The 12,136-nt window shown below is 66.7% G+C and carries 11 protein-coding genes; 4 read left to right on the top strand and 7 right to left on the bottom strand.

The genetic code is table 11. The features are described 5' to 3' along the window. The first annotated feature begins 54 nt into the window (after nt 1–54). Nucleotides 55–942 carry a DUF4399 domain-containing protein gene (locus WDW90_RS07085; protein ID WP_336486641.1) on the top strand — a complete coding sequence of 296 codons (888 nt, stop codon included), beginning with the start codon at nt 55–57 and terminating at the stop codon, nt 940–942. A gap of 103 nt (nt 943–1,045) precedes the next feature. Here the strand turns inward: WDW90_RS07085 and WDW90_RS07080 are convergent, their stop codons facing one another. Then, nucleotides 1,046–1,336 carry a hypothetical protein gene (locus WDW90_RS07080; protein ID WP_336486640.1) on the bottom strand — a complete coding sequence of 97 codons (291 nt, stop codon included), beginning with the start codon at nt 1,334–1,336 and terminating at the stop codon, nt 1,046–1,048. Nucleotides 1,337–1,632: 296 nt separating this feature from the next. Here WDW90_RS07080 and lexA point away from each other — a divergent pair, with 296 nt between their 5' ends. Beyond that, on the top strand, nt 1,633–2,361 hold the full coding sequence (gene lexA, locus WDW90_RS07075) for a transcriptional repressor LexA (protein ID WP_336486639.1): 729 nt from the start codon (nt 1,633–1,635) through the stop codon (nt 2,359–2,361). Here the strand turns inward: lexA and WDW90_RS07070 are convergent. After that, nucleotides 2,355–4,628 (bottom strand): ComEC/Rec2 family competence protein, encoded by a 2,274-nt coding sequence (locus tag WDW90_RS07070; RefSeq protein WP_336486638.1) that lies wholly within the window; start codon nt 4,626–4,628, stop codon nt 2,355–2,357. The two genes, lexA and WDW90_RS07070, sit on opposite strands and share 7 nt — an antisense overlap. A 159-nt stretch (nt 4,629–4,787) precedes the next feature. Between WDW90_RS07070 and gltX the strand changes: the two genes are divergently transcribed. Together gltX and gltA are read left to right on the top strand one after the other, a co-directional pair. After that, entirely contained in the window at nt 4,788–6,215 is a 1,428-nt protein-coding gene (gene gltX, locus WDW90_RS07065; RefSeq protein ID WP_336486637.1) for a glutamate--tRNA ligase, read from the top strand. A gap of 225 nt (nt 6,216–6,440) precedes the next feature. Continuing rightward, a complete protein-coding gene (gene gltA, locus WDW90_RS07060; protein ID WP_336486636.1) occupies nt 6,441–7,730 on the top strand; it encodes a citrate synthase in 1,290 nt (429 codons plus the stop codon). A 191-nt stretch (nt 7,731–7,921) separates the two neighbouring features. Here gltA and lpxB read toward each other — a convergent pair whose 3' ends face one another. From lpxB to WDW90_RS07035, 5 genes are all read right to left on the bottom strand, one after another. Beyond that, entirely contained in the window at nt 7,922–9,079 is a 1,158-nt protein-coding gene (lpxB, locus tag WDW90_RS07055; protein WP_336486635.1) for a lipid-A-disaccharide synthase, read from the bottom strand. Next, entirely contained in the window at nt 9,076–9,957 is an 882-nt protein-coding gene (locus tag WDW90_RS07050) for an LpxI family protein (protein ID WP_336486634.1), read from the bottom strand. The genes lpxB and WDW90_RS07050 overlap by 4 nt, the downstream gene beginning before the upstream one ends. 8 nt (nt 9,958–9,965) lie before the next feature. After that, nucleotides 9,966–10,778, bottom strand: coding sequence for an acyl-ACP--UDP-N-acetylglucosamine O-acyltransferase (gene lpxA / locus WDW90_RS07045; RefSeq protein WP_336486633.1), 813 nt, complete (start codon nt 10,776–10,778; stop codon nt 9,966–9,968). Continuing rightward, on the bottom strand, nt 10,775–11,239 hold the full coding sequence (fabZ, locus tag WDW90_RS07040; protein WP_336486631.1) for a 3-hydroxyacyl-ACP dehydratase FabZ: 465 nt from the start codon (nt 11,237–11,239) through the stop codon (nt 10,775–10,777). Before fabZ ends, lpxA begins: the two co-directional genes overlap by 4 nt. A gap of 136 nt (nt 11,240–11,375) precedes the next feature. Next, a complete protein-coding gene (locus WDW90_RS07035) occupies nt 11,376–12,110 on the bottom strand; it encodes an ATP-binding protein (protein ID WP_336486630.1) in 735 nt (244 codons plus the stop codon). Nucleotides 12,111–12,136 lie beyond the last annotated feature (26 nt).

The following is a 12,136-nucleotide window of genomic DNA, read 5'->3' as shown; positions in this document are numbered from 1 at the left end:
AACGTGCGCCTATTGGCATTTCGCAATGCTATGCTTGGCAGCGGGAGGAATGTGATGGGAGCGTCATCGGGATGGGTCCACCGGTGCTGCGGCCTCGCGGCTCCGCTGCTCCTGATCACCGGAGCGGCCGTCGCGCAGGAGACCAAGGCCGGGCCGACGCCGGCGGCGCCCGGCGCGGCCGTCTATTTCATCGACATCAAGGATGGCGCGGTCCTGCCCCGCAAGGCGATGATTCGATTCGGGCTACGGAACATGGGCGTGGCGCCGGCTGGATCGGACCGCATCAACTCGGGCCACCACCATCTGCTGATCGACGTTGCGATGCCGCCGGTCGACAGGCCGATTCCGAACGACTTCAATCACCTGCATTTCGGAGCCGGCCAGACCGAGGCGGAGATCGACCTGCCGCCCGGCGAGCACACGCTGCAATTGCTGCTGGCCGACAAGGATCATATCCCGCACAACCCGCCCGTCGCCTCGGACGTCGTGAAAGTCCGGGTCGTCGAGGCGCCGGCGGGCGCGGCCGCAGCGGCGGCCCCGACGGTGCGGAGATCATCGCCCCCTGGAGCACGTGTCTATTTCGTGCAGCCTCACAACGGCGCAGTGGTCTCGCGCAAGACAACGATCCGGTTCGGCCTCGTCGGAATGGGCGTGGCGCCAGCGGGCTTCGACAAGGCGAACACCGGCCATCACCATCTGCTGATCGACGCGCCTCTGCGCTCGCCGGATGAACGCATTCCGAATGATTTCAATCATTTGCATTTCGGGCTCGGGCAGACCGAAGCTCAGGTGACGCTCCCGCTCGGCACCCACACGCTCCAACTCGTGCTAGCGGATACCGACCACGTGCCGCACAATCCGCCGATTATGTCCGAGCCGATAAAGGTGCTGGTCACCAAGAGCGGGCGGCGCCCACGCGCGCGGCACGCACGCGGGCGATAGTCTGTCCAAGGTCGCCCGCGGGCATCGTTGTGCGCAACAGCGGCCAGCCTTTGAGCTTGGGTTGCTCCTTCCTCGCTGAAGATCGAACGCGGCCAGATGGCCATCAGAAGGCATCGTAGGCCGAGTTGGTGGTGGCTTGCGTGTGCCGTGTCAGTTCCTGAATGTCGATCCCTGCAGACGCCCTGCCCTGAGGCACAGAAGGCTGCGGCATCAAGGCCAGCCATATGAGCGTCGTAGCGATCGTCAGTGCAACCGCAATCATGCCGAATTTGATCATATAATGCTCCTGATTTCGAACGATGAACGCCGAAGTTCTTGCATCGATGCGAGAGGCTGAACGTGCTCTCAAATCATCGTATGCTTCCACCAAAATCCCGAATGTGATCTTGATCACACTCTTTTACGGGAATTTCTCTGCTTCGAAGCAGGATGCGGCTGCCGAGCGACACGCTGCAGCACTTAGGCCGCGGGGCTATAGCGCTCTTTAAAGGCTCCGTGCCCATGCACGACTTGGCATCACGTTTCGGCGGACCATCGACGGGTCGGAGTATCGGCGCAGGGGCACCGTGAGGTGATGACACCTCCACCACGGCGAACCCTTGCAGAACACTTGTGGAACGTTTAACGTGTTCGCGGTTTGTTTCCGCGAGCGTCGATGCCGGCGCTCGTCTTGAGCGATGAGTCTGCGGAATGCTGACGCGTAAACAGCTGGATCTGCTCCGTTTCATCCAGCAGCGCATGCGGGAAAGCGGCGTACCCCCCTCCTTCGATGAGATGAAGGACGCGCTCGATCTGAAGTCGAAATCCGGCATCCATCGACTGATCACGGCTTTGGAGGAGCGGGGATTCCTCCGGCGCCTGCCCAATCGCGCGCGAGCGATCGAGGTCATCCGGATGCCCGAGAGTCTCTCAGGTGCGAATGCCGGCGCCGGCAACGGCGAGGTTCGCCGATTCACGCCGAGCGTGGTCGAGGGTGGTCGGGCGAAGATTCCGTCCGTCAAGACCCCCATGACGCAGGCGACGGACGAGAACGGTCGCGCCATGACGATCCCGGTGATGGGCCGCATCGCGGCGGGCACGCCGATCTCGGCAATTCAGAACCAGAGCCACTCCATCACGATGTCGCCCGACTTCCTGGCAGGCGGCGAGCACTATGCTCTCGAAGTCCGCGGCGACTCGATGATCGAGGCCGGGATCCTGGACGGCGATCTCGTGGTGATCCGCAAGCAGGATACGGCGAACACGGGCGACATCATCGTGGCCCTGATCGACGATGAGGAGGCGACCTTGAAGCGTCTTCGGCGACGCGGCTCGTCGATTGCGCTGGAGGCGGCCAACCCGGCTTACGAGACGCGTGTCCTCGGTCCGGACCGCGTTCAAATCCAAGGTCGGCTTGTGAGTCTCGTCCGGCGCTACTGAACGGTTTCGGGGCGGTTGTCGGTACTTGCATCCGCCTCGTCAGGATCCTCCGCTTGTCGACTGGGCGACTTGGTTAGCCTGAGCTGAACGGACGCCTTCTGTTCGAGACCTGTCCGGTGACCGGAGCGCCATGGCAGCGATGCGTTCGCCGGCCTCGCATGGGAGATGATTGGGCCGCTCGCGGTGAAGCGGATCGCAGTGGCCCCGAAGCGTTCGAGATAGGCCCTGTCGATCACGAGGCTGGCAGCACAGGCCGCCGGCGCCGTTCGGGTCGTGATCAGGATGTCGGCGCGGGCGCAGTCTTCCGGGAAACCGCGCTTGTCCCGCAGCCATGCGACCTGTCGGCCGTCGGCCGTCCGTCTCGTACACCCGAGTCGATCGCAGGATTCGCCTCGCGCCAAATCGTCCGGCTTGCGGGCGTCGCCATCGGCCTTCAACCATTGTTCCAGAACAAACGGTGGGGGTCGGCCGAGGACGACAAGGCGTCCCGAGCGGTCCCGGACGGCCGCGCCGCTCCCGTCGCGGTCGATGAAGATATCGAAGCGTTGTGGACTTGCGGCGAAGCCCAGTCCGATCATTACCGGGAGCACAGCAAGCCAGCGCAATCGAGAGACCGGCAGGGTCGCCAGCAAGAGGCCGGCGGCGAGAAGCGCCATGGCACCCGTACCGAAAGCGGGCACCACCAAGTTGGCTTGACCGAAACCGCCGATCCAGGTCGAGATCGACAGCATGCCGCGCACGGCGAGCCCCATCAGCCACCACACCGGCTGATCGAGCGCGAGGGGATAGGCGAGGATGCCGATCACGGCGGCGGGCATGACGGCGAGCGACACGAGCGGCAGCGTGAGTGCATTGCCCACCAGGCCAAAGGGCTGGATCGTCTGGAAGTGATACGTCGCGAAGGGAGCCGTCGCGATCTGCGCGACAAGCGTGGTGAGCAGCGTACCCACCACGGCGGACGCCACAACGGCGATGGCTCGGCCGATCGCTCCGGCACCCTCCCGCCGGAACAGGCGCCCATCGAGCCAGCGCGAGCAGGCAATCAGGCCGGCGACGGCGCCGAACGACATCTGGAAGCTTGGTCCGAGCAAGCCCTCCGGCTCGCGCGCCAGGGCCACGATTGCCGCGAGTGCGAGATTGCGCATGCTGAGCGCTGGCCTGTCGACCAGGATCGCTCCGAGCATGATCAAGGTCATGATCAGTGACCGCTCGGCGGCGATATCCCAACCGGAAAAGGCGCAGTAGGCGGTCACCCCGACCATTGCGAAGCCGGCGGCGATCTTCTTGATCGGCAGACGGAGGGCTAGGATCGGAACCAGGGCGAGAATGGCTCGCACAAACCAGAACACGACGCCAGCCGCCAGAACCATGTGCAGCCCAGATATCGACACGACATGATAGATCCCGGCCGTCCGCAGGATATCATTCGTCTCCTGCGTGATCAGGCCGCGCTTGCCGGTGACGAGCGCCGCGGCCACGGCCCCGGCCTGGCCGCCGTTGGCGTCGGTGATGCGTCGGGTCAGGGCGTTGCGCGCGTCGTCGATCGTGGCCGCCGCTCGAAGCCCGAGCGGCACCGGCCCCGGTGGTGGCCGAACCTCGATCTTGCCCGTCAGCGAGCCCACGGCGCCGATTCCGCGAAAGTAGGCGTCTCGGGCGAAATCGTAGCCGCCGGGGCGCGCGGCCTCAGGCGGTGGCAGCAGGCGCGCCGTTGCGGCGATGAAATCGCCCGGCTTGAGGGCTTGTGCCTGGCGATACGACACCCGGACTCGGGTCGGCTTGGCTTGCTCAGAGAGGGTGCCGATGGTGGCAACACGGATGATGAGACGCGCGCCTGCGTCGCGCTCGTCGAGCGCTTCGATGAAACCGCTCAGTGGCGCGATGGTGGTGCGCGCGAGGACCGGCGCCGCCACCGTGGTGACTCGCCAGGCACCGTCGGCAAAGCCCAGGAAGGCGGCACAGAATCCGAGCATGATCGCGCGCGCGAGCGGCTGCGCGCCGAGAACGACAATCGCCGCGAGGCAAGCAGCGGCCGCGACGAGGGGGGCGGCGATGGAGGGTTCGCCGTCGGTCGCGGTGAAGAAAAGGAGGATTCCACCGCCGAAAGCGACCGCGAGCCAGGGGAAGAGGCGTCGCTGCTCGGCCTCCCGGGCCAGTTCGAGCCCTGTAAAATCCCGCAGTGCGGGAAGCCATTCGGCCGGCGCGGGCAGCCGGACGGGCGACGGAGCGACCAGAGCTCGTCCGACAGGCGTTGCGCCTCCCTCGCTCATCGGTGTTCGATCGTCCTTACGCGCGCCGGCCGAACCGGCCGGCCATTACGACGATTCCTTAACGCATCCGCGCGCGCATGCTACAGGCGCGCGACCGGGCCGGCCGATCCGCCCCCGTTCCATTCATGCGTCCGCCCACTCGAACATCTAACTGGATCGATGTCGTCAGCCGTCGTCACGCGCTTCGCGCCCTCCCCCACCGGCTACCTCCATATCGGCGGTGCCCGCACCGCCCTGTTCAACTGGCTCTATGCGCGCCGGTTCGGCGGCCGCATGCTGCTGCGGATCGAGGACACGGACCGCGAGCGGTCGACACAGGGAGCGATCGACGCCATCCTCGATGGGATGCGCTGGCTCGGCCTCGATTGGGACGGCGACGTCATCTACCAGTATGCCCGCGCGGCCCGGCACCGGGAAGTAGCCGAGAGCCTGCTCGCCTCGGGCAACGCCTATCACTGCTACGCAACGCCCGAGGAACTGGCCGCGATGCGCGAGGCCGCCCGCGCCGAGGGACGACCGATGCGCTACGATGGGCGCTGGCGCGACCGCGATCTCGCGGAGGCGCCGGCCGGCATCAAGCCGGTCATCCGCCTGCGGGCTCCGACGGATGGCGAGACCGTCGTCGATGATGGCGTGCAGGGCCGCGTCACCTGGCAGAATCGCGACCTCGACGACCTCGTCCTGCTGCGCTCGGATGGCAACCCGACCTACATGCTGGCAGTCGTCGTCGACGACCACGACATGGGCGTCACCCACGTGATCCGCGGCGACGACCATCTGACGAACGCCGCCCGACAGAGCCAGATCTATCAGGCCCTCGGCTGGGACGTGCCGACCATGGCGCATATCCCGCTGATCCACGGATCGGACGGGGCGAAGCTCTCGAAGCGCCACGGGGCCCTCGGCGTCGATGCCTATCGCGATCTCGGCTACCTGCCTGCGGCGTTGCGCAACTACCTCGTCCGCCTCGGCTGGAGCCACGGCGACCAGGAGGTGTTCTCGACCGGGGAGATGATCTCGGCGTTCGACCTCAAGTCGATTGGGCGCTCGCCGGCGCGGTTCGACTTCGCCAAGCTCGAGAATCTCAACGGGCTTTATATCCGGAATTCGCAGGACACGGCCCTTGTCGACGCGATCGAGACGGTCCTGCCGACGATCGGGGCCGAGCGCGGCCTCGCGGCGCCCCTGCCCCCGGATCTGCGGGCGAAGCTCACGTCTGCGATGCCCGGCCTGAAGGAGCGGGCCAAGACCCTCGTCGAGCTCATCGACAGCGCGTACTACCTCTACGCTCCGCGGCCACTCGCTCTCGACGAGAAGGCGCTCGGCCTCCTGAGCAATGAGGCGCGCGCGCGTCTCGCCGCGATCCTGCCTGTTCTCGAAGCCCTTCCCGAATGGTCCCCCGCCGCGACGGAAGGTGCAGTGCGGCATTTTGCGGAGGGAGCGGCCCTCAAGCTCGGCCAAGTGGCACAGCCCCTGCGGGCGGCGCTGACCGGGCGCACGACCTCTCCGCCGCTGTTCGACGTGATGGCGGTCCTCGGACGTGACGAGAGCCTTGCGCGCCTGCGCGATCAGGCGCAGAGCACCTGATGCGGAGCCCGCGGCAACGGCTTCTGCCCTCGGCCGCGGCCCGGATTTCGCTTGGTGTTCCGGGGCGGATGTCACCCGCCCCGTTGCTGGCAGCCGGCCGATCCGTTAACCGGTTGGTCCTGTGAGCAACCGCAGCAAAGCTGCCGTTCCGCCCCGGCCCGGCTAAGGCTGATGTCGTCGCCCCGGCCGGCGCCGTCCTGTTGCTAGGAAAGGGTCCACGTTTCCATGAGCGCATCCAGCACCATCACCGTGGACGACAAGCAGATCGACCTTCCGGTCAAGACCGGGACGATCGGCCCGCACGTCATCGATATCGGCAAGCTGCACGCGAAGACCGGCGTCTTCACCTTCGACCCCGGCTTCACCTCGACCGCGTCCTGCGAATCGAAGATCACCTACATCGACGGTGACGAGGGCGTGCTGCTCTATCGCGGCTATCCGATCGAGCAGTTGGCCGAGCACGGCGACTTCCTCGAGACCTGCTACCTGATGCTGTTCGGCGAGTTGCCGACGCCCTCGCAGAAGGCGGATTTCGACTACCGGGTCACGCGCCACACCATGGTGCACGACCAGATGAACCGCTTCTTCCAGGGCTTCCGCCGTGATGCCCACCCGATGGCCGTGATGGTCGCCTGCGTCGGCGCGCTCTCGGCCTTCTATCACGACTCGACCGATATCTCGGACGAGAAGCAGCGCATGGTCGCTTCCATGCGCATGATTGCGAAGATGCCGACGCTCGCGGCGATGGCTTACAAGTATTCGATCGGACAGCCATTCGTATATCCGAAGAACGAGCTAGATTATACTTCTAATTTTCTGCGGATGTGCTTCGCTGTACCGTGCGAAGATTATCAGATCAACCCAATCTTTGCTCGCGCGCTGGATCGAATCTTTATCCTGCATGCTGACCATGAGCAGAACGCCTCGACCTCGACGGTGCGCCTCGCCGGCTCGTCGGGCGCCAACCCGTTCGCCTGCATCGCGGCCGGCATCGCCTGCCTGTGGGGACCGGCGCATGGCGGCGCGAACGAGGCGGCGCTCAAGATGCTGATGGAGATCGGCACGCCCGACCGCGTGAAGCAGTACGTCGACAAGGCCAAGGACAAGAACGATCCGTTCCGCCTGATGGGCTTCGGCCATCGCGTCTACAAGAACTACGATCCCCGCGCGCGGATCATGCAGAAGACGACCCACGAGGTCCTCGGCGAGCTGGGCATCAAGGACGATCCGCTGCTTGAAGTCGCTGTGCAACTCGAGCAGATCGCGCTCAAGGACGAGTACTTCATCGAGAAGAAGCTCTACCCCAACATCGACTTCTACTCGGGCATCACCCTCAAGGCGATGGGCTTCCCGACCGACATGTTCACGGTGTTGTTTGCGCTCGCCCGCACCGTCGGCTGGATCGCGCAATGGGCCGAGATGATCGAGGATCCCTCCCAGAAAATCGGCCGTCCGCGCCAGCTCTACATCGGTCCGGACAAGCGGGAATACGTGCCGATCAACAACCGCGGATGAGGGCGGATGGCGAAGGGGCGCTCCGGCGCACCCTTTTTGCCGCTCGGCATCATGTCGAACGAGCCTGGCCGAACTCAGGGATAGGGTCGCGGCCAGATGGCGTTGCCCGCGCGTATATCACGCGCGGGCGAGATCCCAGCGCTCTACGAAGCGCCGAGACCGCGAGGCTGCCGAGGAACACGCGTTTTCGCTCACGCGGCGTGGGGGGAACAGGTCGCGAGCACGATGCGCGCGGCGCTTCTGCTCGGCTCGTCGCCGTCGGGCAGACGCATCAATCCGTCGATCCGATCGAGCGCTCGGACCTGAGCGGCCCGCGCGGGACCGTCCTCGATCAGGAGCGCGAGCGCGTCGGCGAGCGCTTCGGCCGTGCAGTCGGACTGAACGAATTCCGGCATGGCGCTCTCGCCGAGGATCAGGTTCGGCAGCACGATGGTCGGCACCTGGATGAGGCTGCGCGCCACCGCTTCCTCGATCCGCGAGACCTTATAGGCAACCACCATCGGGACGCCCGCCAGCGCCAGTTCCAGCGTGACCGTCCCGGAGGCCGCGAGCGCCGCGCGCGCGCGGCGGAAGACCCGGAGCTTGGCCTCCTCTCCGTGCACGATGCGCACCGGAATGTCCCAAGCCCGGGCGTGGCGCTCGATCAGGGCGCGATGGCGCGTCACGGCCGGAAGGACCCCCTCGATCGATCCGACGCGCTCTTCGAGGCACTTCAGGGCAGCGCCGAAGACCGGCATCAGCCGCTCGATCTCGGAGCGGCGCGAGCCCGGCAGCACGGCGACTTGCCAGGGACGCGCCTCTCGGACCGCAATCTCATGGGCATCGGGCCGAAGATCCGCCAGCCGCTCGATCAGCGGGTGGCCGACATAGGTGCAGACCGGCCCGTTGAGACGGCGGTGCGCATCCGGCTCGAATGGCAGGAGCGCCAGCACGTGATCGATGAAGGGCCGCATGCCGGCTGCCCGCCAGGGACGCCAGGCCCAGACGCTCGGCGACACGTAGTCGACGATCGGCAGGCTGGGCATTGCCTTGCGGACGCGCTTCGCGACGGCGTGGGTGAAACCCGGGCTGTCGATAATGACGAGGATGTCGGGCTTGGCCGCAACAATGTCGGCGACGGTCTCGCGGATGCGGCGGAGCAGCGTCGGCAGACGCGCGAGCACGGGGAGATAGCCCATCACGGCGACGTCATCGAGGGGAAACAGCGAGGCGAAGCCCTGCGCGGCCATGGCTTCCCCGCCGACCCCCCCGAAGTAGATCGGCTCCGGCGCGAGATCGCGCAGGCTCCGCATCAGCTTGGCGCCGAGCTGATCGCCCGAATCCTCTCCGGCCACCAGCCAGACCCTCATGAGGCAGCTCCGAGACCCAGGAGGAACATGCCGTGCCGATCGATGGCCGCGACCGTCTGAGGGCGGTCGATCACCAATGTGCATCCCGCCTGGATCGCGATGCCGACGCAGCCCGCAGCCGCCGCCGCCTCGACCGTCCGCGGCCCGATCGCCGGGAGGTCGATGCGCAGATCCTGACCGTCCTTGGCGACCTTAACGAGGACGGTGGCCGCGAGCGGCCGGCCGCGCCCGAACGGCTTGCGGCCGATGGCCCGGGCGCGCGCGAGCATCCGGTCCGTGCCCTCAGGTCCCTCGACCGCGAGGACACGATCCGCGGACACGATTGCAGCCTGCCCGACATCGAACGGCGAGAGCGCCGAGAGCAGCGCCCGGCCAGTGGCAATCGAGCCTTGAGCGGCCTCATCCGGCCCATAGAGGCCAAGGCGGCCGGCAGGGCTCAGAAGGTCCGGGGCGACCTCGTGGACACCGAGGACCTCGTGACCATTCTCCTCCAGCAGCGCCAGGACGGCGCGCAGGAGCCGGTCGTCGCCGCCCCCGGCGATGGCCCGCAGGGCATCGCGATTGCGCACGGCCGCGGCGGCATTGAAAATGGCGGCCGGGCTCGGCCGAGCGACGCCGCCGGCCGGCACCACGGCTGCCGGACCCCAGTGGTGCAGGATGCGGAGCGTGCCCGCGATATCGAGGAGGTCGACGGTCGCATCCGCGCGGGCGCGCAAGGGCCGGTCGGTGAAGCCGCGCACGCCGAGCACCTTGAAGGGGCGCCCGGCCCTTTCCAGCGATTCGGCGACGAGTTCGGGCAGGCGGCCGGCCCCTGCCACGAGAACGAGGACCCGTTCCCGCACGCCTCCGGCAGAATGCGGCGACGAGAGGCTGGGCATGACGCCGCTCAGGCCGCGCTCGCGGGCGCCTCGCGGGGCGTGCAGATCGAGCGCTTGCCGCCGACCCGGATGAAGTTGAGGATCTCGTTCACGGCCGGGTGCTTCTCGAACTCCGCGGCCACGTCCTCGACCCGCTCCATCAGGGTGCCCTCGGCGGCGAACAGGGCCCGATAGGCCCGCCTCAGGGCGTGGATGTCCTCGCGAGCAAACCCGCGGCGCTGAAGTCCGATGACGTTGAGGCCCGACAGGTAGGCGCGGTTGCCCAGCACCATCCCGTAGGGGATGCAGTCGTTCTCCAATCCCGAGAGACCGCCGACGAAGGCATGCGCTCCGACTCGCGCAAACTGGATCACGGCGGCACCTCCGCCCAGGATCGCGTAATCGCCGACGCTGCAATGGCCGGCCAGCATCACATTGTTGGAAAAGACGACGCCGTTTCCGACGTGGCAATCATGCCCGACATGGGAATTGGCCAGGAAGGTGCAGCGGTCGCCCACCACCGTCTCGAGGCCGCCGCCCGCGGTTCCGGGGTTCATCGTGACCCCCTCGCGGATCAAGCATTCGGCGCCGACCCGGAGGCTCGACGCTTCGCCGCGGTATTTCAGGTCCTGAGGCGGATGGCCGATCGACGCGAAGGGATAGATCCTCGTGCGTGCGCCCACATGCGTATCGCCCGCGACCACCACGTGGCTGACGAGCTCGCAGCCCTCCGCCAGAACGACGCCGGGGCCGATGTGGCAGAATGGCCCGACCCTGACGTCGTCCCCGACCCTGGCCCCGTCCTCGATGACCGCGCTCGGGTGGATCATCGCGGCGCTCACTCGGTCACCAGCATGGCGCCGATCTCGGCTTCCGCGACGAGCGTGTCGCCGACGCGGGCCTCGCCGCGGAACCACCACATGGTCCGGCGCTGGTTGAGCTTCTTCATATGGTAATGGACCGTGTCGCCTGGCACGACGGGCTTGCGGAACTTGCACTTGTCGATGGTCATGAAGAAGACCTGCTTGGTGCGCAGCTCGTCGGTCATGATGTGGCGGCAGCAGATGGCGCCCGCGGTCTGGGCCATGCCCTCGATCAGCAGCACGCCCGGGAACACCGGCAGGTTCGGGAAATGTCCGGTGAATTGCGGCTCGTTGATCGTGACGTTCTTGATGCCGATGCAGCTCTCGTCGCGGTCGATCTCGACAATCCGGTCGATCATCAGGAACGGATAGCGGTGGGGCAGAAGCTCGAGCACCGTCTGGATATCGGCCGAGCCGAGCTCACGCACCATCTCACTCATCGGTTCCCGTGCCTCTTCAGTCCATCGCGCCGGCCGCCGCTCTCAGGGTCGCTCCGGCTGATTTGCCCTCTTCGGCAGAAAAGGAGGCGGAAGCAAGCCCTTGCGCGGGTTCGCCGAGCCGGCCTCGGCACATCGGTCACTCGGCGAGCAGCACCGCGCGGGCCTTGCGGCCCAGGCTCGCGGCCGTGAAGGGCTTGCCGATAAGGTTGACGCCCTCGTCCAGGCGGCCGTGATGGATGATGGCATTGCGGGTGTAGCCGGTGGTGAACAGAACCTTGAGGCGGGGCTGCCGACGCAACGCCTCGTCGGCGAGTTGGCGGCCATCGAGCGGCCCGGAGAGAACGACGTCGGTGAAGAGCAGCGCCGTCTCCGGATGCGCGTCGAGAAGCGTCAACGCCTCGGGTCCCTCGGCGGCCTGGAGCACGCGATAATCCGCCTCCTCCAGGGCCGCCACCGTGAAGGCGCGAACCATCGGATCGTCCTCCACCGCCAAGACCGTCATTCCAGGTTCGGGTGCACGGTCCAGCACACCCGGAATCAGCGTCGGTGTCTCCATCGCGGGCCGCGCCTCGTCCGGCATCTCCGGCACGGCCCGCTTCAGGCGCGGGAAGTAGAGCTTGATCGTGCTGCCGTGCCCGGGTTCGGAATAGATCGCGACATGGCCGCCGGTCTGCCGCATGAAACCGTAGACCTGCGCGAGGCCGAGTCCCGATCCCTTGCCGACGGGCTTCGTGGTGAAGAACGGCTCGAAGGCGCGGCCCAGGGTCTCCGGATCCATGCCGGTGCCGGTATCGCAGACTGATCCTCCTCTGAATGAGTGGACACCTCTGCTACGCTCCCATGGGGGCTGGAAGGTGTCTGATGGGGACAACGAAACGAACGTTCACGCCGGAGTTC

The sequence above is a fragment of the Methylobacterium nigriterrae genome (genome assembly GCF_037106235.1).
Taxonomy (GTDB): Bacteria; Pseudomonadota; Alphaproteobacteria; order Rhizobiales; family Beijerinckiaceae; genus Methylobacterium; species Methylobacterium nigriterrae.
The sequence above is the reverse complement of the archived record's forward strand: the minus strand, read 5'-3'. Positions and strand labels throughout refer to the sequence as shown.

Bases quoted from the DNA above. Each gene is read 5' to 3' on its own strand.
- fabZ (WP_336486631.1), bottom strand. From the start codon at position 11,239: ATGAGTGAGATGGTGCGTGAGCTCGGCTCGGCCGATATCCAGACGGTG.
- lexA (WP_336486639.1), top strand. From the start codon at position 1,633: ATGCTGACGCGTAAACAGCTGGATCTGCTCCGTTTCATCCAGCAGCGC.
- gltX (WP_336486637.1), top strand. From the start codon at position 4,788: ATGTCGTCAGCCGTCGTCACGCGCTTCGCGCCCTCCCCCACCGGCTAC.
- WDW90_RS07050 (WP_336486634.1), bottom strand. From the start codon at position 9,957: ATGCCCAGCCTCTCGTCGCCGCATTCTGCCGGAGGCGTGCGGGAACGG.
- WDW90_RS07070 (WP_336486638.1), bottom strand. From the start codon at position 4,628: ATGAGCGAGGGAGGCGCAACGCCTGTCGGACGAGCTCTGGTCGCTCCG.
- lpxB (WP_336486635.1), bottom strand. From the start codon at position 9,079: ATGAGGGTCTGGCTGGTGGCCGGAGAGGATTCGGGCGATCAGCTCGGC.
- gltA (WP_336486636.1), top strand. From the start codon at position 6,441: ATGAGCGCATCCAGCACCATCACCGTGGACGACAAGCAGATCGACCTT.
- WDW90_RS07085 (WP_336486641.1), top strand. From the start codon at position 55: ATGGGAGCGTCATCGGGATGGGTCCACCGGTGCTGCGGCCTCGCGGCT.